The following is a 25,918-nucleotide window of genomic DNA, read 5'->3' on the forward strand; positions in this document are numbered from 1 at the left end:
TTGTGATATGAACAACCAATTTCCGATTACGAAAATAATTGACGATGATGGGACATTACTTGATACGTCATATGAGGAACAACTAACAGAAGCGCTTAGCTATCATTTATATCATCACATGTATCGCATACGGACGTTTGATCGAAAAGCCATTAGTCTCCAACGGCAGGGCCGAATTGGAACGTACCCACCATTTGAAGGACAAGAAGCAGCACAGGTTGGGAGTGCCTATGCACTTGGCGAAGATGATTGGGTGTTCCCGACGTATCGTGACCACGGTGCTACTCTAACGTTTGGCGCTGATATGACGCGTATGTTTATGTATTGGAATGGGCGTGTAGAAGGATGTGTGCCACCAGAAGGAAAACGCATCTTTCCAGCAGCGGTTCCGATTGCCACACAGATTCCCCATGCGGTCGGTGCAGCATGGGCAGAGAAAAAGAAAGGTACAGACAATATTGCACTCGTTTATTTTGGTGATGGTGCAACGTCTGAGGGCGATTTTCACGAGGGGCTGAATTTCGCAGGTGTCTTCCAAACCCCGACCGTTTTCTTTAATCAAAATAATGGCTATGCGATCTCTGTGCCGTTTGAAAAACAGACGAATAGCGCGACGATCGCTCAGAAAGCAATCGCCTATGATATACCGAGCGTTCGCATTGATGGCAACGATTGCTTTGCGGTGTATTTTACAACGAAGGAAGCGATTGATGCTGCCCGAAAAGGAAAGGGGCCGACCTTAATCGAAGCGGTCACATGGCGAACGGGCGCACATACGACAGCTGATGATCCAAGTAAATATCGACCAGAACATTTAGGGACAGATACGGTTGATCCTCTGGAACGTCTCGAACGGTTTATGAAGACATATGGGCATTGGAACGACGAAAAAATAGCAGAAATCGAACAAACATGTCAGGCAGAAGTCGAAACAGCTGTTGAACAAATGGAAAATGCCTCCCAACCAAATGTTGACGATATGTTTAATCATGTGTTTGCTGAGCTACCGGATCATTTGGCTAACCAAAAATTAGCATATGAAGCTTTTTTAAAGGAGGAGTCCTAAATGGTTCAAACACAAACAGCATCTGCGACAAAACAACTGACGATGGTTCAAGCAATTAATGACGCCCTGAAGCTGAAGCTTGAGCAAGATGAGACGACGCTGCTTCTCGGTGAGGATATTGGCAAAAATGGCGGTGTGTTCCGAGCGACGGGAGGTCTATATGACACATTCGGAGCTGACCGCGTCATCGACACCCCTTTATCGGAATCAGGGATTGTCGGTACAGCAGTCGGGCTTGCTGTCAATGGCTTCAAGCCAATCGTAGAAATGCAGTTTATGGGATTTATTTATCCGGCGTACGATCAAATTATGACACACGTATCACGGATGCGGATGAAATCGATGGGAAGGTTTACCGTTCCGATGGTGATCAGAGCTCCGTATGGTGCTGGTATTCGAGCACCTGAAGTGCATTCTGATAGTGCCGAAGCCTTGTTTACGCATATGCCGGGGATTAAAGTCGTCTGTCCAGCCTCACCGCGTCAGGCGAAGGGCTTGCTAATGGCTGCCATTGAAGATCCTGATCCTGTCTTATTTATGGAGCCGATGCGCAGCTACCGCGCCCAACGAGAGACCGTTCCGACAGATGCTTACACATGTGAAATCGGAAAAGGCCGGAGACTACATGAAGGCAGTGACATCTCACTGATTGCTTGGGGTGCGATGGTGGCAATTGCTGAAGCTGCTGCCCGAAAAGCCGAGGCAAAGGGAATAAGCTGTGACGTGATCGACGTTCAAACATTATATCCATTAGACCGCGATTTAATAGCTGAGTCTGTTCAAAAAACTGGGCGTGCTGTGATCGTCCATGAAGCCCAAGGAACAGGGGGGCTCGGCAATGATATCGTCTCCCTCATTAATGACGAGGCTTTTCTTTATTTGCGAGCCCCGATTGAACGGGTTACGGGCTTTGACGTACCAGTTCCTTTCTTCGCACTTGAAGATCAGTATATGCCGAATACAGCACGTGTCCTAAAACAAATTGAACGCGCAGTTAATTTCTAGGAGGTGACAATAATGCTTGAAGTGAAGCTACACGATATCGGTGAAGGTATGACAGAGGGTGAAATTGTCCATTATCTTGTTGAACCAGGTGATACGGTTCAATCAGATCAGCCACTTGTAGAGGTGCAAACGGATAAGATGGTTGCCGAGCTGCCGTCACCTGCAAAAGGAACCGTTAAAGAAATCATCGTCAAAACGGGAGAAACGGTCAAAGTGGGAACAACACTCATGCACATTGAGGTAGAAGGCATGCAGTCAAGAGAGAAGATGATCGCTCATTCAACTCAAGAACCAACAGAAGTTGCATTGAAGAACCCGTCACAATCACACAAACAGTCCAAACGGATCTTTAACCGTGTACGTGCCACGCCACACACACGGCGCATTGCCCGTGAGCATGGCATTGACATTGAACAGGTCACGCCGTCTGATCCATCTGGTCGTGTCAGTGAAGAAGACGTCCTCAATGTTGTGAACAAATCCGCTGAGCCAGAGCAGGCGTCTAAAGTAGAAGTACCTGCAGACGGACCTCAAACAGTAGAAGCGTCACAAAATGAGACGATTCCATTCCGAGGCATTCGTAGACAAATTGCCAAAAACATGACCCACTCTTTATTTACGATTCCACATGTCACACATTTCGACGACATTGATATGACGCAGCTGTTCGAGCTGAGAGAAACGCTCAAACAAGATGGGGTTGAGGCGTCAGTCCCGGCATTTCTTGTAAAAGCACTCGCTTTTGCACTAAAGGACTTTCCAATATTCAACGCTGAGCTGGATGAACAACAGGAACAGATTATTTTAAAGAAGTCCTATCACTTTGGAATCGCGACAGATACTGACCATGGCCTCGTCGTTCCAGTTATTAGAAATGTCAACAAAAAATCCATCACATCAATCCATCAAGAGATCAAATCGTTAACCGCCCGAGCGAAAACAAACACCCTTAAGCCTCATGATATGCACAACAGCACATTTACTGTCAGCAATGTTGGTCCACTTGGCAGTACAGGTGCCACACCTATCATCAATTATCCAGAAACAGCGCTTATAGCGTTTCATAAAACGAAAAAAATGCCCGTTGTCAATGATCATGATGACATCGTTGTGAGACAGATCATGACATTGTCCCTCTCGTTTGATCATAGGGTCGCTGATGGGGCAACAGCCGTTCATTTCACAAATCGTTTAGCTCATTTAATTGAAAATCCGTATAACTTAATGCTGGAGATGATATAAATGGTCGTCGGAGAACTCAGTCAAACGCGAGATCTGATCATTATTGGCGGTGGACCAGGGGGGTACAATGCGGCGATACGAGCGGCTCAGCTCGGTAAAGATGTGACCCTCATTGAACAAACAGCGTTAGGTGGCACGTGTTTAAACAAAGGCTGTATACCGTCAAAACTTTGGACTCATACCGCTCGTACATACCGAGACATACAACATGCTGAGGCGCTTGGCGTTGATATTGACAAAGCTACGTTGAATCTTAACAAGCTGTTGAAGCGGAAAGAATTGGTGACGAAGCAGCTGCGACGGGGTGTACAAAGCCTGTGTGAAAAAAACCAAATCGAAATCATCGAAGGCAAGGCCGTTTTTACAGGATTGAATAAAATCGGTGTTGAACACGGTCATCAGTATGATACGTATACGTTTAATCATGCTATTGTTGCGACGGGTAGCCAGAAAGAATTGCCGGAAGCGATATCGAAAACGTGTTCGCGTATTTTATTGTCAGATGACCTCTTCTCATGCTCAGAGATGCCAGATCATCTCGTCGTCTACGGGCATGATTACATTGCTTTAGAAGTAGCTTCAACCTATGCGGCCTTTGGGACAAAGGTTACGATGCTGCTTGAAGAAGCAGCTGACTTTGGATTCGATGAAACGATTAATCGTGAGCTGACGCGTCAATTTAAAAAACAAAAAATCAAATTGTATAAAAGCGCAGTCATAACCGATGTAACTGAATTTGAAGACGGTCTTCAAATTCAATTTAAAACTGAAAAAAGTGCCAATCAACCACTTGAGGCAACACATCTGTTTATAAGCGGATCGTCACAGCCCAACGTTTCAGAGCTCGGTTTAGACCGAATGGGAATAGAGCAGACGACTGACGGTTATATACAGGTCAATCATTTTCAGCAAACGTCCGCTTCTCATATATATGCTGTCGGAGATGTGACAGAAGGACCGACACTTGCAACGAAAGCGATTAAGGAAGGAAAAGCAGCAGCTGAAGCAATTGCTGGGCGACATCCTGACGTAAATCTCACCTTTGTACCAACGATTGCCCATACGTTGCCACCAATTGCATCTGTCGGGATGACCGAAAAGGAGGTGAACGCGCACGGTATAGCTGCTCGAAGCGGTGAGTTTTCTCTAGGCGGCAATGGCTATCGCGTATTGACTGGACAGCGTGACGGCATCGTCAAAATCATTTCGGATCAAGAGACGGAGCTGATACTTGGCATCCATATGATTGGTGAAGGTGCGATAGAACTGTCAGCTTCATTCGTTCAATTACTTGAAATGGCTGCAAAGGAGGAGGATGCGAAATATCCGCTAATGGCCCATCCAAGCGTTAATGAAGCATTCCAAGAAGCAGTAGAAGATCTGATTGGCCAAGCGATACACAACATTCCAACCGAAAAAGTATTAAATTAAGTCCAATCTATCTAATGAGAAAATTTCTAAAACACCTTGACTAATCATATGTATGTGATATACTCTTTGAAATTTTAAATAAAAATCAAGGGGGAATTGGTGATGAGAAAATGGTTAATTTCAGGAATTGCCATTGTAAGTTTATTGATAACAGCTGCTTGTGGATCTGATGCGACTTACACGGTCGGAGCAACTCAAATATTAGAGCATCCGTCACTTGACGCGGCATATGAAGGCTTTAAGGCAGCGCTTGAAGATGCGGAGTTAGACGTTGAATTCGATTATCAAAATGCCCAAAATGATCAAAACAACGTCAACACGATTAGTACAAACTTCGTCAATGACGACGTTGACTTGATTTTTGCCAACTCAACACCAAGCGCATTAGGTGCTCTTGCGGCTACAGAAAAAGCTGAAGCCGATATTCCAATTTTGTTTACATCGGTCACAGATGCGGTTGAAAGTGATCTTGTGACGGCCATGGATGAACCGGGAGATAACATCACAGGGGTCGTTGATCAGCATCCCGATGCCATTGCGAAAACAATTGAATTCATCGATACGTACTTCTCAGGTGCGACAGTCGGCTTGGTATATAACGCAGGAGAACAAAATTCAGTTTCGCAAATTAATGCGATCAAAGAAGCAGGAGACGGCACATCACTATCATTTGAAGAGCGAACAGTCGGAAATTCAAGTGAAGTTCAACAAGCTACTAATTCCCTCGTTAGCGATGTTGATGTATTTTATATCATTACAGACAATACTGTTGTCTCAGCGCTAGATAGCGTTGTCGGTGTTGCCAATGATCAAGACATCCCGCTAATTGTCGCAGAGCCAGATTCCTTGAAAAAAGGCGGATTCGCGACATTCGGCATTGACTATTACACGATCGGATACCGTACGGGTGAAATGGCAGTGGATATTTTGCAAGGAGACAAAACGACCAAAGACATTCCCGTTGAATACCCATCAGGTATGGAGTTATTTATTAATAAAGAGGCAGCTGAAGCACAAGGAATCGAATGGAATGCAGATTGGGATGACGCAAAAACCGTTGACAGCGAATGATAGACGTGACGTTGTTTGAGTGACAGAACGGGGGTATAATGCCTTCGTTCTGCTACTTGAACGATGACAGATTAAAGTCAATCAGGGGGGACAGCATGCTATTATCGTTATTCAATGCAGTAGAACTAGGAATTATATATGCTATTATGGCGCTCGGTGTTTATCTATCATTTCGCGTGCTCGATTTTCCTGATTTAACCGTGGATGGTAGTTTTGTAACTGGAGCCGGTGTTGCCGCTATATCCATCATGGCGGGCGTTCCACCTGTCTTAGCAAGTCTGTTTGCAGCAGCAGCCGGATTTATCGCCGGCTGTTTAACAGGTATTCTTCATACGAAGGGTAAAATTAACGCATTACTATCTGGAATTTTAATGATGATTGCCTTGTATTCGATTAACTTGCGGATTATGGGGAAGCCCACATTATCACTTTTAAATGAGTCGACGATATTTAAACAGCTCCGTGAGGTATGGGACAAGACTGGGATTGATACGTTCTTTAATGGGATCCTCGCAAATCTCGGTGCCGATCGCATGCCATCGACATGGAGCATCATTTTTATCATGCTCATTGTTACCCTTGTCATTAAACTGCTTACAGATTACTATTTGAAAACGGAAGTCGGTTTAGCGCTAAGGGCTACCGGTGACAATCAGAAAATGATACGTAGTTTGTCTGCGAATACAGATACGCTCATTATCGCTGGAATTGGTGTATCGAATGCGCTCGTTGCCTTTTCAGGCGGTTTAATTGCACAGCATGGTGATTTTGCTGACGTAAATATGGGTATCGGCATGATCATCATTGGTCTCGCTTCGGTTATTATCGGTGAAGCGCTATTTGGCAAGAAGACGATTGCCAGAGCGACACTTGCTGTTGTCGGTGGTGCCATCGTTTATCGCATTGTTGTGACGCTGGCATTGAGAGTTGATTTTCTTGATACCGGAGACATGAAGCTGATTACCGCGATTCTCGTTATTACTGCGCTTGTGACACCGAAAATGATGCAAGCAAGGCGAGAAAAGAAGCGGCGACTCGAAAAACGTGCAGCGTTAGAAGCTGTTAAAACGGAGGGCGCATAGTATGTTAAAACTACAGAACGTATCCATGACATTTAACGAAGCGACTCCTGATGAGAAAAAAGCGTTGCGAGATGTGAACCTTGAATTGAACCAAGGTGATTTTGTTACAGTAATTGGTAGTAACGGCGCGGGTAAATCGACAATGATGAATGTGATTTCTGGCGCGCTATTTCCAGACGTGGGTGATGTCATTGTAGATGGTAAGCAGGTTGTTCATTTACCAGAATATAAGAGATCACGGCTTATCGGACGTGTGTTTCAGGATCCAATGGCAGGCACATCCCCTTCAATGACGATTGAGGAAAATTTAGCAATGGCTTACGCACGGAACAAGAAACGGCAGTTTAAACTGGGGGTAACGAAAAAGCGGAGAGATATGTTTCGTGAGTATCTTGAGTCGATCCATCTCGGCCTGGAGACCCGGTTGAATGCTAAGGTTGGATTGTTGTCTGGTGGTGAGCGGCAGGCGCTATCTTTATTAATGGTCACATTCACTGAACCAAATATTTTACTGCTTGATGAACATACGGCAGCCCTTGATCCGTCTCGAGCTGAACTCATTACAAACCTCACTGAAGAGGTTGTTGGGAAATTTGGCCTCACGACGCTTATGGTAACGCATAATATGCAGCAGGCACTCGACCTTGGTAATCGTCTGATTATGATGGACAACGGACAAATTATATTTGAAGTGGCTGGCGCGGAAAAACAAGCCTTGACGATTGAAGATTTATTGCACAAATTTAAGGAAAAGCAAGGCACACACTTTGGCAATGATCGAGCCGTCCTCGGTTAATAAAATCCGAATGAAAATGATAAAAACGACCGTGATGTGGTAGGCATCCGACGGTCGTTTTTCATGTTAATCGTAATTATAGCGGCTTAATCATACGGTAATATGCAGTATGGTAGCCAAGTTTTTCATTTAACTTGACCATGTTGGTATTTTTGCTGCTGACAGTTGTATGGATCTTCTCAGCATGCATGTCCTCTTTTGCCCACGTCTCTAACGCGATCTTAAGCTGTTTTGCATGTCCTTGTCCTCTGTATGCTTCATCTGTCCATAAGGAGATGATATCGACTTGTTTGCTGTTCGACTCATTTAATTCGGCCCATATATATGAGATCACTTTGTTTTGATGCTCAATAATTGAGCAGTAGACATGTTGGTGTTGATGCTTGGCTACCAATTCTTTGGTCGTGTTTTGAATGGTCTCCTCTGACCCCTGATAGTCATCAATCCAACCCGCTGGCAGTTTCTCATGTAATTTCGCAATAAAATAAAGTTCTGCTTCATCGTGTGATGTTAATCGTCGCTGTTTATAATCTTCCATGTGCTCGTATTCCTTTCGCGCTCTTTTTGTTTAAACAAGCTCTAATTTATTTTTTCAATAAAAATCATCCCTCATGTACTTTAGTAGATAAGTGAGGAATGATTTCTAGAGCTGCCAACCCCCTCTTGATGGGGGAGTCTTTATTGTTGTCTGAACCTATTATGTTTATATGGTTGATTATAGCATGAAAACACGCATTTATTCTGATTGATCAAGATTTTTTAGCTGTGTAGTCATATGCCATCAAAAAATTGTCCTTATAGACGAAAATATGATGACCTTAATCATCAACATGCTCTGTCTTCAAGCTGTTTAACAATGTAATCGCTTGGCGTGTGGAATCAATTAAGGACGGGTCTTCCTTATCGAGCCGTAATTGAAGCGCTTCTGTAAAACATGCCTCTGCTTCTGTCAATTGGTTTAATTCCATCAGGCATTTGCCTTTATGCTGCAGAGCAAAATCGAGGTAGACGGGATGAATGCCGCTTTGACATAGAGCGATTGCCTGATCAAACAGGTGAAGCGCCTTGCTATGCTCATCACCGTATTTCATCGCCTCCCCAAGACGGATCATTGTAGCAATTTCTTTTGCTTGATTCCTTATCGTACGTGCGTCATCGAGACATTTTGTGAGATATGCTTTGGCGCGATCAGTCATCCCATGAATTCTATACAGATTTCCGAGAGTACCCCGTAAAAAAAAGCTGTCTGCGTTATTCGTACTTTGCTCTACTAATAGCGTCTCACCTAATTGAATAACGTGTTCAATTCGTTCTTGATCCGTGCACGTTTCTCTTAAATAGCGATTTTGATCAAAAAAAATGACGTTCATTAAATTAGTTAATTCTCTTTTGAATGTATCCATCGAATGCCCCCATCTTTGAAGCTGACGTTGTTTTTCTCTAGGACGTTTACTTACAATAGCGTGTCCAGTTCCGTTAGCACATCTTTAATCGTCCGTTCATGAATACAAACGTCGGCTAGATGGTCCATGACGGTCGGTTCTCGGTTGATAATGACGAGCTTGGCACCATTATCTTTGGCGGCAATCGGGAACATGTTTGCTGGGCTGACGGTGAGTGACGAGCCGAGGACGATGAATAGATCAGACTGCATTGTCGTTTGTTCTGCGTCCCAGAATGTATCCTGTGGCAACGTCTCTCCAAATAAAACGATACCTGGTCGTATCGTACCACCGCAATCACATCGGACATGGCCATCAAGATAGGCGTCACGCTCGTATTCTGTTTGACATATGTGACAATGAAAACGCCGGAATGTACCATGCAGCTCCATAACATCTTTGTTACCGGCGTCTGTATGAAAGCCATCGACATTTTGGGTAATGATGCTGTTGATCAAATCTTGCTGCTCCCACTTTGCTAGAATATGATGACCGTCATGTGGTTTGTATTTAGTGACTTCGCGCAGCCGATATCGGTAAAAGTCCACAAATTCGTCGGTGTTATTGAATAAAGCGTCGACGTTTGCGAGCTCATCAGGATTGAACTTTTCCCATAATCCACGGTTTTTAGATCTAAAGTCGGGCAAGCCACTTTCGGTTGACATCCCAGCTCCAGTAAACAATACGGTGTGTTGCGCTGCTTGGATCATTTTTGCAAGCTCATGCATCGTATCACGTCCATTTTTATTAGTCTTTCTGCATTGTCTCATGTTCAAGAGAAAAATTCACGGAAACGACCATATGACATCAGTTATAAGTTGTTAATATTAAAAAGTTCAGATAGTAGTTAAATGATGATCGATTTTTAGTAGGAATTTAGAAGATGTGGCGAAGCTTACCTGTGTTAGAAAATAGAATTTGATAACGCTGAGGAAGTTTCCGTGAAAAAGGGGCTGGAACATAAATTTAACTCAAAAGATGAACACTGCTCAACATTAGCTCCGGAAAGCGCAGTATATTTCCGGAGCGGTCGCTTTGATCGAATTTTTATTTGGTTAAAGCTCTTTTGTGCCATTCTGTTTTAAACATTATATTTTAAAGTCATTTTTCTACACAGTGAACACGTTGGTTAAATAACCCCTTGTTCCGTCATGGCATCGGCGACTTTGATGAAACCGGCGATATTTGCACCGACGACGAGGTTGCCTGGGGCGCTGTATGCTTTGGCTGCTTCTGAACAGTTATGGTAAATGTCTGTCATAATATCCTTTAATTTTTTATCGACCTCTTCAAATGTCCATGCAATACGCGAGCTGTTTTGCGCCATTTCAAGTGACGAAACGGCAACACCGCCTGCATTGGCCGCTTTTGCGGGTGCATAAAGAATGTCACTTGCTATAAATTGTTCAACTGCCGCAGTTGTAGACGGCATATTAGCACCTTCAGCGACAACCTTGACCCCATTTTTAATAAGTGTTTGTGCAGCTGAACCACTTATTTCATTTTGTGTCGCACACGGAAGGGCAATCTCGCACGGAATCGTCCAAATACCGCTACACCCTTCAACATATACGGATTGTGGGTGATAATCGACATAGTCTCGAATGCGCCGATTTTCGATTTCCTTGAGCTGTTTGACAGTTTCAAGATGGATGCCATTTTCATCATGTATATATCCATCTGAATCGCTACACGCAACGACGATCGCACCGAGTTCAATCGCCTTTTCCATTGCATGAATTGAAACATTACCGGATCCAGATACGACAACACGTTTTCCTTCTATGTTCAAGCCTTTATCCTTCATCATGTTTTCGACAAAGTAGATGGTGCCATAGCCAGTTGCTTCCTTACGCCCTAGGCTTCCGCCAAAATTTAAGCTTTTGCCTGTTAAAGCCCCTGCTTCGAAGCGGCCGCGTAGCTTTTTATATTGACCGAACAAATAGCCGAGTTCACGTGCGCCAACACCGATATCACCAGCTGGTACATCGGTATCTGGGCCAATATGCTGGCTCGATTCGGTCATAAAGCTTTGGCAGAAGCGCATAATTTCCCCGTCAGATTTACCTTTCGGATCAAAGTCTGCTCCGCCCTTTCCGCCGCCGATCGGCTGACCAGTTAATGCGTTTTTAAAGATTTGCTGAAAGCCGAGAAATTTGACGACACTGCTATTAACAGTCGGATGAAAACGTAAGCCACCCTTATATGGTCCGATGGCACTGTTGAATTGGACGCGGAAGCCACGATTCACTTGTACCGTTCCTTCGTCATCAACCCATGGGACACGAAAGGTGATTAAACGTTCGGGTTCGGTTAGACGCTCGAGAATTCGGTTGTCGATGTAGGCGGGATTTTTTACGAGTGCGGGTTTAATAGATTTGAAAATGACGTCAACGGCTTGGTGAAATTCCGTTTCGTGGGGGTCGCGTTGTTTAATCTGGGAAAAGACCTCATCAATATAGGCTTGTGCCCGTTGTTCAGTCTGATAATCTCTCTGCATTATGGTATGTGACATGCGCATCACTCCTTTCAATTCTGTTCGCTCATGAATTTTTACACTGTTCTTTAATTTTACATGGTATCATTAATCTAAACAATATGAAATATAGATACTATTAATGCCGGTTTGAGATTAGTTAAGGAGATGGTAAGAATGGAATTGCGGCAAATCAAATATTTTATTGAAGTCGCTAAGCGGGAGCATATGACGAAAGCAGCGCATGCACTGCACGTTGCTCAGTCAGCCGTTAGCCGTCAAATCTTCAATTTAGAAAAAGAACTCGGTGTTGCGTTATTTATTAGAGAGGGACGTACAGTAAGATTGACGCCTATTGGCCGTGTGTTCTTAGAGCATATGGAGCGGGCGGTTAATGTGTTTGATGATGCGAAACAAGTGATCGATGAATATACTGATCCAGAACGTGGAACGGTCCATATCGGTTTTCCGAGTAGTGTGGCCGCTTATATTTTGCCGACGGCGATTTCAAAATTCCGAGATGCGTACCCTAATGTAAAATTCAAGCTGAAGCAGGGCTCGTATTATGAACTCATTGAAGCAGTTGTCAAAGGTGAGATTAATATGGCGCTTGTTGGCCCAGTACCTGTGGAGCACGCGAAAGTAAAGGGTTCTGTTTTATTTACAGAAGCTATTACGGCGCTTTTACCGAGCAGTCATCCACTTGCCTCTAAGTCTGCCGTCACCCTTAATGAACTGCGACATGATGCGTTTGTGTTATTTCCGGAAGGGTATGTGTTAAGAGGTATAACGGTCGATGCTTGTCGTCAAAGCGGCTTTCAACCGATCGTGTCATTTGAAGGTGAGGATATGGATGCGATAAAAGGGTTGGTATCGGCTGGGCTCGGTGTATCACTCGTTCCCGAAATTACGTTAATTGATAGTTTACCGCGTGGAACGGTTAAAGTTCCGGTTAAAGAGCCTAATATGGTCCGGACGGTTGGTTTGGCCATCCCGGCTGAACGAGATTTATTACCGACAGAAGCGTTATTTCATTCGTTCGCGCATGAATTTTTTGCGATGCTAGAAAAATTTCAAAACTAAATTCGAGAAAAAAAGTTGTCCTTTATAAAATAGGGTCCGTACGTCGTTTTTCGCGTTTTTAAGTGAAATATCTACTTGAAATACTCTGTTGTGAGATCAAATGATGTATTGCGATCTATTGATTTATATGATAGGCTAATATACAAGATATTGATAGTGGATATAAAAGAAAATACTATATATGGTGTTTATTGTAGAGGTGACACACAAGTGTCTGAAAAGGGAATCCGGTGCAGATCCGGAGCTGTCCCCGCAACTGTTAGTGTAGACGAACGAAGCGACCACTGTATCACATGTTGTTATGGGAAGGGTTTCGAAAGGAAGATACACGAGCCAGGAGACCTGCCTCTGTAAATAAGTTTCATCACTTCGGGTTGAAAGAAGGTGGAACGATTGCATCCGCCTCTTGGGCGAATTGTGTCGTTTCATGCTGTCTGGCTATTTAAGTCAAGGCGGCATTTTTAAATCACGGACGATGTAGATTGATAGGAGGCATTATGTTGGGGAAAACAGTAATGAATGATGTTGTTGATCAGATGCTGCATTTGGTAGACGAGGCCACAGAAGGGTTAAAAGTTGATCAAGCGGCTTATAAAACAATGCTGTCAGAAAAGCTTGCTGGGGAGACGTCTAATGATCGAATTAGAGATATTGCTGTGAAATCTGCTTTAGAAAGAATGGATGAAGCAGAATCAGATTGGACGTTTGTTGCTGCGCGCGTTCATCTGTCAGGGCTTTATGAGCAGGCAGCGGCCAATCGCGGCTATTCAGCTGCTGAACGCTATGGCGATTTTCATGCGCTCATTTCTACGCTTACAGACAAGGGGATTTATACACCAGCTCTCTTGGAAAAATATACATCGGAAGACTTAGCGACTTTTGGTGCAGCGATCGTACCTGAACGTGACCAATTGTTTAACTATCTCGGTTTATATACGTTGTCAACGCGTTACTTGGCAACCGACCATGCGAAACATACATATGAATTACCACAGGAACGCTGGATGATCATTGCGATGCATTTAATGCAGGATGAGCCAGCAGAAAAACGAACAGAGCTTGTACTTGAAGCCTATTGGGCGCTCAGTAATTTGTACATGACCGTTGCTACTCCGACTATGAACAATGCAGGGAAAACGCACGGTCAGCTATCAAGCTGTTTTATTGATACGGTTGATGATAGTCTCCAATCAATCTATGACTCTAATACTGATATTGCACGACTGTCTAAAAACGGCGGTGGCATCGGTGTCTACATGGGCAAAATTCGTGCCCGTGGAAGTGCGATAAAAGGCTTTAAAGGGATGTCGAGCGGTGTTGTACCTTGGATTAAACAGCTCAATAATACAGCTGTAAGTGTTGACCAGCTTGGTACACGAAAAGGCGCGATCGCTGTGTACGTTGATATTTGGCACAAGGATATTGAAGCGTTTCTTGATTTGAAATTGAACAACGGTGATGACCGAATGCGTGCCCATGATATTTTTACAGGTGTCTGTTTACCGGATCTGTTTATGGAGCAGGTGGAAAACCGTGGCGAGTGGCATTTGTTTGACCCACATGAAGTACGTCAGGTTATGGGCTTTTCTCTGGAGGATTTTTATGATGAAGAGAAAGGCAATGGAGAATTCCGTCGTCGTTATGAAGCATGTGTTCAAAATGAATCGTTGTCTCGCAAGACCGTTTTAGCCATTGATCTCGTGAAGCGTATTTTAAAGTCACAGCTTGAATCAGGTACACCGTTTATGTTTTACCGTGATGAAGTGAATCGGAAAAACAACAACCCACATCAAGGTATGATTTATTGCTCGAATTTATGTACTGAAATTACTCAAAATCAATCGGCAACACAGCTTGTTGCTGAATATACAGATGAAGCAGGCATGATCGTTAAAAAGTACCAAACAGGCGATTATGTTGTGTGTAACTTGAGCTCGATTAACCTCGGACGTGCTGTTCCGGCAGATGTCTTAGAACGGTTGATCAAAATCCAAGTCCGTATGCTCGACAATGTGATTGATATTAATACACTGCCAATCAAGCAGGCGACGATGACGAATCAAAAATACCGGGCAATTGGTCTCGGCACATTCGGCTGGCACCATTTATTAGCGAAGAAAAATATTCAATGGGAGTCAGACGAAGCTGTTGCTTACGCGGATGATTTGTATGAAACGATTGCATATTTAACGATCAAAAATAGCATGGAGCTTGCCAAAGAAAAAGGCAGCTATCAAGTGTTTGCGGGAAGCCGCTGGGCTGATGGCACGTATTTTGACATTAGAGGCTATAGCGATGAAAAATGGCATGCATTAAAAGCAGATGTTCAGGCGAACGGTATGCGAAATGGTTATTTAATTGCTGTTGCCCCAAATTCAAGTACGTCGATGATTGCAGGATCAACCGCAAGTATTGATCCCGTGTTTAAGCCGTTTTATTACGAGGAGAAAAAGGATTTCAAAATCCCGTCTGCTGCACCTGAATTGGATCATCATACGTACAACGTGTACCGCAAGAGCGCATATATCGTTGACCAGCGCTGGTCTGTCAGTCAGAATGCGGCAAGACAAAAGCATGTCGACCAGTCGATTTCCTTTAACTTTTATGTGCCTTACAACATAAAGGCATCTGTTTTGCTTGATCTCCATATGCGTTCGTGGCGTGAAGGCTTGAAAACGACGTATTACGTGCGGTCAACTGCAAATGATATTGAAGAATGCGAATGGTGTGAGTCATAAGCCGTTACGGCACTAGAGAATCATTCACGATTGATAGGAAGCAAGGAGTGAGCCCGTGTGAAGGTGTTAATTGCTTATTTATCTTATAGCGGAAATACAGAAGAGGTCGCTGAGCTCATTGCCGACAATGTCCGTCAACATGGGATAAGGCCCGATATGCATGAGATCGGGCTCGACGCTCCGGTTGATGTGCGTCAGTATGATTATATGTTTTTTGGAACATTCACATGGGACAAAGGATCAACACCGGATGAATTCAAGGATTTCGTTCTTGAGATCGGATATAAACCAGACAATGTCGCCATTTTTGGAACAGGCGACACTCAATTTGGCGGTGATGCCTTGTTTTGTCGAGCAGTGGACAAGCTCGCCCACTTTTATAACAGCCGCTGGTCTGGATTGAAAATTGAGCAATCACCACGTGGCACACAAGAAGCAAGCGTTAAACAATGGACGGAAGGAGTGTTGGCGGATGCCATCATCTTTGCTTAGTAAAGCGAAAACGTTAGAGCCGCGTAACCCGAATAAATCAACTGGATTGTTTGGTGGTCAATCGAGCGGCATACTGAATTGGAATGATATTGCTTACCCACATTGGTATAAAATGTACAAACGCCTCGTCGGTAATTACTGGCAGGCTGATGAAGTGAATATGTCAGCGGATGTGAAGCAATTTGCGAATCTGACACAGGATGAACAGGACGCTTATTTGAAAATTATCGGCTTACTGTCCACATTAGACGGACCGCAGACGCGAACAGCTTTGTTGTTGTCGCTCTATGCGACAGACCCATCTGTTCAATCAATTATGGCTGTCATTGCCCAGCAAGAAGCGGTGCATAATGAAAGCTATTCATACGTGCTATCATCCGTCGTGTCTCTCGCTGAGCAAAACGAATCGTTCGAAATGGGCCGACGTGATCCCATTTTATTAAAGCGTAATGACGCCATTACCGATCATTACAACTTGTTCGTCGAGGAACCAACAGTAGAAAACATTTTGAAAACGATGGTGTATACAGCTCTCTTAGAAGGTATGTTCTTCTATTCTGGCTTTGCATTTTTCTACAACTTGGCGCGAGACAACAAGATGGTCGGGACATCGACAATGATTAGCTATATAAATAGAGATGAGCTCGAACATGGCCGGTTTATTTCTGAATTGTTCCGTGCGACGTTGGCAGAGAATCCAGACGAGAACACGGTTGAATTAACCGAATGGGTTTATGAACGATTCAAGCAGTCAGTTGAGCTGGAAATTGAATGGTCAACTTACGTCCTCGCTAAAGTAGAGGGGATTGATCTTGATGAAATGGCCGGCTATATTAAATACCGTGCGAATAAGATGCTTCGTATGATGGGCCTTGATGAGATTTATCCAGACTATGTGGACAATCCGATGAAGTGGATTAAAGCCTATGTTGATAATTTTGACGGAACGAAAACAGACTTCTTCGAGCAAAAGTCCCGTCAATATACGAAAACAAGTGATTTGAATGGCTTTGATGATTTGTAATCTATGTATGGGTGCCTGACTCTCGTGTTAGAGACAGGCGCTTTTCTTTTGCCAAACATGATTCCGCAATGCGCGCCTCAAATTGCGCAAAGCGATGCTATTATTCCGCAATGCGCGCCCGAAATTCCGCAATCCGACGGTATTATTCCGCAAAGTGGGCCCGAAATTCCGCAATCCGACGGTATTATTCCGCAATGTGGGCCTCAAATTCCGCAAACGTGCGATATTATTCCGCAATGCGCGCCCGAAATTCCGCAATCCGACGGTATTATTCCGCATAGTGGGCCCGAAATTCCGCAATCCGACGATATTATTCCGCAATGCGCGCCCGAAATTCCGCAATCCGACGATATTATTCCGCAATCCAACGAGATCGTTAATTTAAAACGCCCCTTACCGAACGCAATTTATAAAATCTGCGCGATCGGTAAGAGGTGTATTGTATATCTAACGTATGTGACTAAATTTATAGCGTATTGAGCTCAATACGCTCTCCAGTTGTGGCGTTGATGCCATACAAGCAGTCAAGCTTGCCGCATAGAACGTATTGCCCGAGTTCTTGATCATACACATAAGTAGGCATTACTTCAATGTCCTGCTGCAGCTCTGTAAAGGCGTTCTCGGCAGACAAGGTAGGCTTATCAGCAGGCGTGTAGTCTTTAAACATGTCGATCAGCATTTTATTATCAATGACATTAATCGCTTCGTATGTGGTGCGATAAAGCGCGATCTGCAGCTTGCGTTGGAAATGCTCTGATCCGGCATCCACGGGCTTGACATCGGCAAAAATATAGCCATTTTCTCGACGGAGTCCAACAAGTCGCCATAAGCCGCTGTCCTCTGGGAATACACGCTGTAAAAAGCGCTGGACTTCAGCTGTGCACGCTTCTGCAATGTCCGCTGTAATTGGAAGTGTGTCTGGGTGTGCGACATTGTTAAAGGCATCCTCGACAGTTGTCTCAAGAGCCAAATCAAGCTCCTGCCGTTCAAATGGTGTTTCATCACGGTCATTCCATGTGATGACGCTGTTCTTATCAATCGCTGTCCCAAGTTTTTCTAAGCTTTCGTAGCTAATTGTCGTCTTTCCATCATTTTTAACGAAGGTTTCTTCAATTGTATAGAGTGGCAACCATTTTCCTTCATCTTCAAGTGGAATGTCGATACGTCGGCATTGCTTTTGTGCGATGGTGGCAATCTTTTCAAAGGTTAATGAAAAAGGCTCCCACTTCACTTCAGATTCAGCTGGAAAATGACCATCCATCGTAAACATCGTCAGCATTCCGTCTTCAAACTCAACCTCTATCCAACCACTTGGACTGACAGGGATATGGTCAACAGCGGCAGCAAAAGCAAACTCTTCCTCGCCTGAATGTGCGACAGTAAATTGCTTGCCGTACGTAAGGCCTGTGACGTCCTCAATCCATTCAATCACGTCTGGCTCACTCGCTTCAGGGTATTTTGTTGTGTCGGCGAAAGACGTTTCGTGGACAAATACAAGTCGACGCACTGTTTTTGTATGTAAGTCAACGTCAACGATCGCTGTTCCTGGGGGATTATACGCTTCCTCGACTTGATCGGCTGTCGGCTGCCATTCCAGCGTAACGATATAGTGCGTGTCGTGTAATATATTTTTTTCGGGATACAGCTCATGGCGTACTAACTGATAGGCATCACAGAGCCCGAGCTGGTCCTGAATGTCGTCAGCGAGCTGCTTTAATCGTTCATCCATTACAGATAACCTCACTTTTTCAAAGATACGTTCAGTATAGCAGATCCCCCTATAGATTGAAAAAAGGTCGATGTAGGGTGTTAGGTGGTTGCTCAAAAGAATCGGTTTATAAATGCTATGCCTCAATGAAGCGCAACCATAAGGAGGAGAAATGCTTGTTTGATCCAACCATAATCTCACGCTTTGAGATATGATCAAACGACTTGAATCTTTCTAAGGCAATCTTGATTAAAATAAGCCGAAATTCACTCTGAAAATAATGGGAATAATGGTACAATGTATGATATAAGCCATTATGTAAAAAAACAGAATTTGGGGAGGATTATCTTTTATGAATCACAATGTGCAAAGTCCGAAAAGCTTTGGACAATTACTTGATCAAACATTTCGATTAAGTAAGCGTTATTTTAAAGCATTTTTTTTAGTCATCTTAATTATTACCGGACCCGTTTATTTATTCGATGCACTTGTTTTGCTCGCATCGGGAACGAGTTTTGTTACAGAGGTTAGTAGTGGTGATACATTTGTTGACCGGATTATGTCATCAGTTGAACAGAGTGAATCCATTAATATATTCAGTGACCTCATGATGCTCCTATCAGGTCTCATTTTGCTTGTTCTTGGACCTGTCGCAATGGTAGCGATCTTGCACGGTGTAAAAGACGTTTATAATGGGCGTGCGCCGGAAGCTAGCGATATTATGAAACGGGCATTCTCAAGGTTCGGTCCAATTGCAATAAGTAGTATCATCGTCGGACTTATTTTTATTGCGGCCATAGTAGTTCCATTTTTGTTTCTCGTTTTCTTTGTTATCGCTGGATCAATGATTGAACCATTTTTTGCGATTGGTTTTACTATTTTACTAGGGTTGGGCTTGTTTCTTGGTATTGTGTTACTCGCTGCACGCCTAGGCTTTTATCTCGGTCCGGTCGCATTTGAAGGGGATATGCCTGGCATATCACGCAGCTGGGAATTAACGAAAGGCCAGACGTGGAAGCTAGTAGGTCTTTTTCTTATTTTCATTTTAATTACGACCACGATCACATCTGTATTTGACGGAATACTGATGTTCATCCTCGGCTATAGTGTACTGCACACCATTCTCATTAGTCTCATTACGATCATCTTAAATACGATTATGTATGTTGGCTTTGCCGTCATCTATTTTGATTTAAAGGTCAGAAATGATGCAGACGATCTGAAGGATTTAATTGCAGATTATGAGGAAGGTGCAGCACCAACATCGACGACGGACGTCTAATGAACAAGATTGGTAGGTGAGATGATGGCGAATGTTGATGAGGCACGAGAGAAACTGGAAAAGATTCTAGCTGATAAAGAGTACCAAGTCTATTACGAGGATCATCGGAGTCTATTAGAAGTGATATGGGATGATGTAACTGCATGGTTTCTAGAGTTGCTGTCTAACGTATTTACCTTGAATCCATCAAACAACATGGGCGACGTCATCATCGTGCTCATCATTGCGGTTGTATTGGTGTTGCTTGCTATAACGATTGGCTTGGGCATTCGATCCGTACGCCGCAAATATAAATATCGATCTGTTTCACCAATCCAGTCCCCGGATGATCTCTCTTGGTCATACGAGGCGCATTTGGAAAAGGCAGAGGCCTATCGAAGTGAAGCACAGTATGCTCAGGCTGCAAGACACGTATTTTTAGCGCTCCTCATTTACTTCAATGATATTGGCTGGCTCGAAGCACAGAACTGGAAAACGAACTGGGAGTATGTCATTGAATTAAGACGGGTTAATCGTGATGGCGCGGATGCCTTCTTGAAGCTGGCTCATGTGTTCGATGAGGTGTTTTATGGTGAGCATCCGATGCAGCAAACAGAATATGAGCAGTATCGTCATGAAGCGGATCGATGGCTCAAACAAGATATAAAGCATGAGCGCAATGAGGGTTGAAGAGGAGGCTAACGTGTGAAATCGGCATTTTCAGGTAAGAAATCATGGTTATGGATTGTTGGCTTGTTAGTCTTATTGGGTGGTGTCAATTATTTAGCAATGTCTGATCAACCCGAAGCATACCCACCATACACGCCTGATTCTCCATCACCATCTGGTCTAAAGGCCTTTTATACATATATGGAGGAACTGAATGACAACGTTGAAACGTGGGATGATGCGCCTGGACAGCTTGTTGAGGAGTCTGATCAAGGTCGCCAACTGCTCATTATGATCGAACCGGACCATCTGGAAGATTCCGAGATTGCTGAGCATTATATGAATTACATAGAATCAGGTCAGACGATTCTTTTGGTTAAAAGAGATCTGAGTGGCTTGCTCAATGCGAACACAAATGTGCTCGAAACAAGCTTTATTGGTGATGTGAAAGATTCAGAAGGTGTTGATTATGAAGCTGATGTCATGTCATCCACTCGATTGCGGGTAGAAGCAGATGATGAGGTGTTGCTATCAGATGATGGGGGCGCGATTGCTTTAAAGCGATCTTATGGAGATGGCACGCTGATTGCTGTGAACACGCCGAGTTGGTTTACCAACGAAAACATACTGGAGAAGGATCATTTGCCACTGGTGCTAGGATTGCTTGAGGATGCTGGTGGTACGTGGGATCAGATTCTATTTGAGGCTGCTCATGGAAGCCAGGACACGGCTGCAGCATGGACAGATATTTATCCGTTTTGGATTATCGTATTGTCTTTATTCGTCGTTGTATGGACTGTGCTTTGGCTCTGGTTTAAAGGAAAGCGCTTTGGCCGAATTGTGACACCGCGTGAAGCGACGGTTCGCTTTAGTGATGAGCGTGTTAAAGCACTTGGTGCGTGGTATTTGCGGACGAAGAGCTATTCCGAAGCATTGGCCATTCAAGCCGATTATCTAAAAACACGTATGCAGGAGAACTGGGGTATTTCCTATCGACGGTCATGGCACGATAGGCATGATCACTTGGTGCGTAGGCTTGACGAGATGTCGGAAAAGGATGTACGTGCATTTGTAACGGGGCTAGAGCAAGTGTTGCAAAAAGATACAATAAACAAACAGGAATTTTTATTATGGTCGAAGCAAATAGATTCTGTGAGGAGAGAGGTTGAAAAATGATGAGAGATCAACTAACGGCATTGCTGAACAAATATGAAACACATATATTGGGGCAAGCCATCAATGTAAGGCTGTTGCTGTCGGCGATTTTATCAGGTGGACATGTGTTGCTTGAAGGTGTTCCGGGTACAGGAAAAACACAAATGGTCCGAACGCTTGCCAGCCTGCTCGGAGGCCAATTTAATCGGATTCAATTCACACCAGACCTCTTACCGAGCGATATTACGGGTAGTACGGTCTACAATATGAAGGATGGCGGCTTTGATACGTTAAAGGGGCCTATTTTTACAAACGTATTACTTGCTGATGAGATTAACCGGACGCCTGCGAAAACACAGGCAGCTCTTTTAGAGGCGATGGAAGAGAAACAGGTTACCATTCACGGTGAGACGTATAGCTTACCTGATGTGTTTTTTGTTGTCGCGACACAAAATCCGATAGAGTTTGAAGGAACATATCCACTACCAGAAGCACAGCAGGACCGTTTTCTTTTCAAGTTAAAAATTGATTTTCCGTCCTTTGATGAAGAAGTGGATGTGTTAAAACAGGTTATTGAAAACACCTTGGCCCCAAAAGAAGCAGACGTGATCCTAGATATTCCAACATTTTTGGCGATAAAACAGGAAATAGAAGCAGTTACGTTGCATGATGACGTGCTTGCCTACATGATGCAAATCGTCCGTCAGACGAGAGAAACTGAGGCGATCCGGTTCGGTGCGAGTACACGGGCGGCGATTTCAATGGGGCGCGCAGCCAAAGCATGGGCTTATTTGGAAGGTAGAGATTATGTCACGCCGGATGATGTAAAGATGGTTGCAATCCCAGCATTAAGACATCGGATTCAAATATCGCCACATATGGAATTGGAGGGCGTCACCGTTGATCAAATTGTTGAAGAGCTTGTGGGCGCGGTTACTGTTCCGCGATAGAGGCATTGTTCCGACGAGGCGATTTCTGATCGTCTTCGGATTGTTTGCGGTCGTGATGACGCTGTTCGCTGCAACAGACAGATTAAGCTTGGCGTGGATCGTTGGTATGATTGCGCTGTTTATCGTGTTTAGTTTATTTGATCTGCTTCAGTCACCAAGACGACAGGACATTGTGTTGAGACGGGATTTGCCACGAGAGCTTGAACGTGGATTGCGATATGCCATTCCGCTTCATATTACAAATAATGGCCACACTTCTTGCTGCCTTGTCCTTAAAGATGATGTGCCACAATCATGTGTTACAGATTTGCCAGTTGAAGCGGTTGTCGCTCAACAGGCGAGTAAAGAAATCACCTATCACATAACAGCGCCTGTGAGAGGGTCCTATCACATGGAAAGCGTATTTGTTCGCTTTAGCAGTCTACTCGGCCTATGGCAAAAACAGATGCTAGTACCTTTGGAAAATACATTTAAGGTCATTCCTGATTTAACAGAAACGAGGCATTTCCTAGAAAATGCCCAGAAGTTCTTGCTTCATGACGGTTCTAAAATTCGCAAGCAGCTTAAAGGTGAAGGCGAATTTGCCCAAATTCGAAGCTATGTTGTTGGGGATGATCCACGTAAAATTAATTGGCGGCAAACAGCTAAATTACATGATGTTATGACGAATGAATATGAGCCCGAGCATGGAAAGTATGTGACGATATTAATAGACTGTGGTCGGATGATGGGGAGTGAATTAACTGAAGGGAATCGCCTTGAAAAAGCGCTAGAGGCGGCGATGACAGTTACCGCTGCCGCGTTAAAAAATGATGATTACGTCAGTGTGCTTGCTTTTGGTAAACGTGTGCGTCTTTACGTTCCACCGGCAAAAGGGATGGCCCATATGCAGACGATCTTACATTCAATTTATGACCTTGAGGTTGAAGCAGGTGAGGCAAACTATGCTCAAGCAATGTCATATTTGCAAACCGTCCAGAAAAAACGTAGCTTAATGATGCTGTTTAGTGATGTTCATACGTTTCTACATGAGGAAAGTGCCCTCGTATACTTACAGCGTCTCCGAAGACGACATTTATTTATGATGATCGGCATAGAAGATGAAGAGCTGCACGAACAGGCACAGCTGAAGTCTGACAGTGTTGAAACGGCGATGATGAAGGCGATGGCTCAGCAGCAGATTCAGATCAAAAAGTATCGCAAAACAAAATGGGAACGCAGCGGACTCATTATGATTGAAGCAAAAGAAGAACGGCTGGCAACTGCAGCCGTCTCCAACTATATTCGTATTATGAATCAAGGCGTGCTTTAAAGGGCTGTTTATCCCATAACAATTTTCCAATAATGACATATAAAATGAGCGCAACGACGGTAATGATGGCAACAGCATATTTCATTTCTAAAGATAGGCTTGCTGGTGTGACAAAGCCTTCAATGATGCCTGCAATAATAAATAGTGGAATCGTACCGAGCAGGAGCTGGACAGAACGTCGTGCCTGGCGTTTAAGCTGATAACCACGTGAAAACGGACCAGGTGCAAATAATTTATAGCCCATTAAAAGTCCAGCACCACCAGCAATAAAGATTGCCATTAATTCAATCATGCCGTGTGGAACGATATATGCCCAAAACTCATACGTCATGCCGTGGTGCCAGAACAAGGCGGCAAGCGCACCAATGATGACACCGTTATACACCATTAAGTAAGCTGTTAACAGACCGAACGTGATGCCACCAGCAAACGCAAGAAAGGCAACTCTAATATTGTTCGTCATAATCTGAGCAGACATGAATGATGAATCAATGGCATCATGATTAACACCTAATTGCTCGGGATCAACCCCTTGTGCGATTTCGGCCGGTAGAATCGCATACATATGTAATGGATCATTCATGACGGCAAGGAAGGCGGCGAATCCACCGAAGATAAATAACATCATAGCGACAGTGACCGCTTTCCACTGCCCGATTAACAATCCAATAAACGTCGTACTGAAAAAGTGTCGCATTTGCTTCATACTTGAGACTTGATCTTGGTACAAAAGGTTGTGACTTTTAGCGACCAGCCCGTTCAGGTAAGCTGTGACCTCTTCGTTAGGATAGTATGTCTGGCAATATGATAAATGCTGGGCGGCTTTTTGATAGAGTGCGTTAAACGTTTCAATATCCACACCAGTCATATGTCTTTTATGTTTGTGGAGCTTCTGGATCATTTGTTCAAGCTGTTTCCAGTCGTCTCGATGCAGCTTGACGAACTGTTTGATCTTCAAGAACATCCCCTCTTTCCCGATTGTTATAAATTTTCTAATGATGATATATGCCTTCATTATACGTAATCTGCGTTAAAATAGAAACCTAGATTTGAAAGGAGTTTATCCATGCAGGAGGAACGTGTTGATATTAAAACACCTGAATTTGTTTCATTACAGTTTGACTTAGCGGGATTAGGCAGTAGAGCAGCTGCACTTATCATAGATCAATTAATTTTATACATTGTGACGTTGTTGCTTTTAATTCCTTCTTTATTCGTTATTGGAGCGGATGTGTTTATCGATTCCTTGTGGCCGGTGGCAATTTTGTTCATTGTACTGTTTGTGATTAATTACGGCTATTTTTTCATTGCAGAATATTTCTATGCCGGTCGAACAGTTGGCAAACGGCTGATGGGAATTAGGGTTATACAAGAAAACGGTCATAGCATTACGCTGTTATCGAGCTTTATTCGCAATTTAATTCGGTTGATAGATGCACTTCCGACCGGCTATTTTATCGGTATCATGATGATCTTTTTACATCCACAGCATAAGCGGTTAGGTGATCTTGCAGCAGGTACCATTGTTGTCCATGAACGACATGGGAAAAAAGGTCGTCTCTCTCCAACAGAAAAAGAGATTAAATCAAGAGGCTTAACGAAGGACAGTCCACTTTTGGAGGGTGTTGATTTAAATGCATTCGGAGAAAAAGAATGGAAGCTCATAAAAGCATATGCATTGAGATTCCCTCAACTGACGTCTTCAAAGCGATTCGAAATGACGAGAAAGCTGGCGACCGCTTTTTCGCCAAAATTCGCTGGTCGTCTAGAAGTACAAGCGACCAGACAGGTTGAGGATATCCTTTTTGTTCTTTATTTAAAGTTAAGGGAGGAATGGGAGTACGAGCTTTAATCATACATAACATATAGATGGCTACATCAAAAGTGTTGCTGTAGCCTACTTTAAATCAGGTAT

24 protein-coding genes and 1 riboswitch are annotated in these 25,918 nt (G+C 43.8%); of the genes, 18 read left to right on the plus strand and 6 right to left on the minus strand.

The genetic code is table 11. From position 1 onward, the window contains the following. Positions 1–7: 7 nt before the first annotated feature. The 7 genes from pdhA (at position 8) to HPC67_RS04665 (ending at position 7,693) form a co-directional block, all read left to right on the plus strand. Entirely contained in the window at positions 8–1,066 is a 1,059-nt protein-coding gene (gene pdhA, locus HPC67_RS04635) for a pyruvate dehydrogenase (acetyl-transferring) E1 component subunit alpha (RefSeq protein ID WP_217586299.1), read from the plus strand. After that, positions 1,067–2,071: an alpha-ketoacid dehydrogenase subunit beta gene (locus HPC67_RS04640; protein ID WP_217586300.1), complete on the plus strand. Its 1,005-nt coding sequence runs from the start codon at positions 1,067–1,069 to the stop codon at positions 2,069–2,071. Between the two features lie 12 nt (positions 2,072–2,083). Then, positions 2,084–3,313 carry a dihydrolipoamide acetyltransferase family protein gene (locus HPC67_RS04645; RefSeq protein WP_217586301.1) on the plus strand — a complete coding sequence of 410 codons (1,230 nt, stop codon included), beginning with the start codon at positions 2,084–2,086 and terminating at the stop codon, positions 3,311–3,313. Continuing rightward, positions 3,314–4,744, plus strand: coding sequence for a dihydrolipoyl dehydrogenase (gene lpdA, locus HPC67_RS04650; protein ID WP_217586302.1), 1,431 nt, complete (start codon positions 3,314–3,316; stop codon positions 4,742–4,744). Between the two features lie 102 nt (positions 4,745–4,846). After that, positions 4,847–5,815, plus strand: coding sequence for an ABC transporter substrate-binding protein (locus HPC67_RS04655; protein ID WP_217586303.1), 969 nt, complete (start codon positions 4,847–4,849; stop codon positions 5,813–5,815). A 95-nt stretch (positions 5,816–5,910) separates the two neighbouring features. Next, entirely contained in the window at positions 5,911–6,897 is a 987-nt protein-coding gene (locus tag HPC67_RS04660; RefSeq protein WP_217586304.1) for an ABC transporter permease, read from the plus strand. Position 6,898: 1 nt separating this feature from the next. Then, positions 6,899–7,693 (plus strand): ABC transporter ATP-binding protein, encoded by a 795-nt coding sequence (locus tag HPC67_RS04665; protein WP_217586305.1) that lies wholly within the window; start codon positions 6,899–6,901, stop codon positions 7,691–7,693. A gap of 76 nt (positions 7,694–7,769) precedes the next feature. Here HPC67_RS04665 and HPC67_RS04670 read toward each other — a convergent pair whose 3' ends face one another. The 4 genes from HPC67_RS04670 to gdhA form a co-directional block, all read right to left on the minus strand. Further along, complete coding sequence (locus HPC67_RS04670; RefSeq protein ID WP_217586306.1) at positions 7,770–8,231, minus strand: GNAT family N-acetyltransferase; 462 nt, start codon at positions 8,229–8,231, stop codon at positions 7,770–7,772. A 280-nt stretch (positions 8,232–8,511) separates the two neighbouring features. Continuing rightward, entirely contained in the window at positions 8,512–9,096 is a 585-nt protein-coding gene (locus HPC67_RS04675; RefSeq protein WP_217586307.1) for a hypothetical protein, read from the minus strand. A 50-nt stretch (positions 9,097–9,146) separates the two neighbouring features. Continuing rightward, positions 9,147–9,863, minus strand: a complete 717-nt coding sequence (locus HPC67_RS04680; protein ID WP_217586308.1) for an SIR2 family NAD-dependent protein deacylase — start codon at positions 9,861–9,863, stop codon at positions 9,147–9,149. Between the two features lie 401 nt (positions 9,864–10,264). Further along, positions 10,265–11,650: an NADP-specific glutamate dehydrogenase gene (gdhA, locus tag HPC67_RS04685; protein ID WP_246569719.1), complete on the minus strand. Its 1,386-nt coding sequence runs from the start codon at positions 11,648–11,650 to the stop codon at positions 10,265–10,267. 138 nt (positions 11,651–11,788) lie between these two features. Here gdhA and gltC point away from each other — a divergent pair, with 138 nt between their 5' ends. The 5 genes from gltC (at position 11,789) to HPC67_RS04710 (ending at position 17,333) form a co-directional block, all read left to right on the plus strand. Further along, a complete protein-coding gene (gene gltC / locus HPC67_RS04690; protein ID WP_217586309.1) occupies positions 11,789–12,694 on the plus strand; it encodes a glutamate biosynthesis transcriptional regulator GltC in 906 nt (301 codons plus the stop codon). Between the two features lie 180 nt (positions 12,695–12,874). After that, a riboswitch (cobalamin riboswitch) is annotated at positions 12,875–13,058 on the plus strand. A gap of 151 nt (positions 13,059–13,209) precedes the next feature. Next, on the plus strand, positions 13,210–15,432 hold the full coding sequence (locus HPC67_RS04695) for a ribonucleoside-diphosphate reductase subunit alpha (protein WP_425514303.1): 2,223 nt from the start codon (positions 13,210–13,212) through the stop codon (positions 15,430–15,432). Positions 15,433–15,489: 57 nt separating this feature from the next. Continuing rightward, complete coding sequence (locus tag HPC67_RS04700; RefSeq protein WP_217586311.1) at positions 15,490–15,924, plus strand: flavodoxin; 435 nt, start codon at positions 15,490–15,492, stop codon at positions 15,922–15,924. Continuing rightward, positions 15,905–16,948 carry a ribonucleotide-diphosphate reductase subunit beta gene (locus HPC67_RS04705; protein WP_217586312.1) on the plus strand — a complete coding sequence of 348 codons (1,044 nt, stop codon included), beginning with the start codon at positions 15,905–15,907 and terminating at the stop codon, positions 16,946–16,948. The genes HPC67_RS04700 and HPC67_RS04705 overlap by 20 nt, the downstream gene beginning before the upstream one ends. 82 nt (positions 16,949–17,030) lie before the next feature. After that, on the plus strand, positions 17,031–17,333 hold the full coding sequence (locus HPC67_RS04710) for a hypothetical protein (protein WP_217586313.1): 303 nt from the start codon (positions 17,031–17,033) through the stop codon (positions 17,331–17,333). A gap of 81 nt (positions 17,334–17,414) precedes the next feature. On the opposite strand, the gene HPC67_RS04715 is transcribed toward HPC67_RS04710, so the two are convergent. Further along, the gene (locus tag HPC67_RS04715; RefSeq protein ID WP_217586314.1) at positions 17,415–18,677 is read right to left on the minus strand and encodes a hypothetical protein; all 1,263 of its coding nucleotides are present in this window, start codon (positions 18,675–18,677) and stop codon (positions 17,415–17,417) included. Positions 18,678–19,008: 331 nt separating this feature from the next. Here HPC67_RS04715 and HPC67_RS04720 point away from each other — a divergent pair, with 331 nt between their 5' ends. Genes HPC67_RS04720 through HPC67_RS04740 form a run of 5 tightly spaced genes read left to right on the plus strand, consistent with a single transcriptional unit; the run spans position 19,009 to position 24,003 of the window. Beyond that, positions 19,009–19,938, plus strand: coding sequence for a hypothetical protein (locus tag HPC67_RS04720; RefSeq protein WP_217586315.1), 930 nt, complete (start codon positions 19,009–19,011; stop codon positions 19,936–19,938). 24 nt (positions 19,939–19,962) lie between these two features. After that, positions 19,963–20,607, plus strand: coding sequence for a DUF4129 domain-containing protein (locus tag HPC67_RS04725; protein WP_217586316.1), 645 nt, complete (start codon positions 19,963–19,965; stop codon positions 20,605–20,607). 15 nt (positions 20,608–20,622) lie between these two features. After that, positions 20,623–21,762 (plus strand): DUF4350 domain-containing protein, encoded by a 1,140-nt coding sequence (locus HPC67_RS04730; RefSeq protein WP_217586317.1) that lies wholly within the window; start codon positions 20,623–20,625, stop codon positions 21,760–21,762. Further along, positions 21,762–22,691, plus strand: coding sequence for an AAA family ATPase (locus tag HPC67_RS04735; RefSeq protein WP_217586604.1), 930 nt, complete (start codon positions 21,762–21,764; stop codon positions 22,689–22,691). The genes HPC67_RS04730 and HPC67_RS04735 overlap by 1 nt, the downstream gene beginning before the upstream one ends. Further along, the gene (locus HPC67_RS04740) at positions 22,642–24,003 is read left to right on the plus strand and encodes a DUF58 domain-containing protein (RefSeq protein WP_217586318.1); all 1,362 of its coding nucleotides are present in this window, start codon (positions 22,642–22,644) and stop codon (positions 24,001–24,003) included. The genes HPC67_RS04735 and HPC67_RS04740 overlap by 50 nt, the downstream gene beginning before the upstream one ends. Here HPC67_RS04740 and HPC67_RS04745 read toward each other — a convergent pair. Then, positions 23,981–24,961, minus strand: coding sequence for a stage II sporulation protein M (locus HPC67_RS04745; RefSeq protein ID WP_217586319.1), 981 nt, complete (start codon positions 24,959–24,961; stop codon positions 23,981–23,983). The genes HPC67_RS04740 and HPC67_RS04745 overlap by 23 nt on opposite strands. A gap of 108 nt (positions 24,962–25,069) precedes the next feature. On the opposite strand from HPC67_RS04745, the gene HPC67_RS04750 reads away from it, so the two are divergent. Next, on the plus strand, positions 25,070–25,855 hold the full coding sequence (locus HPC67_RS04750) for an RDD family protein (protein WP_217586320.1): 786 nt from the start codon (positions 25,070–25,072) through the stop codon (positions 25,853–25,855). Positions 25,856–25,918: the final 63 nt, after the last annotated feature.

Source organism: Lentibacillus saliphilus, from assembly GCF_019093865.1.
Lineage (GTDB): Bacteria > Bacillota > Bacilli > Bacillales > Amphibacillaceae > Lentibacillus_B > Lentibacillus_B saliphilus.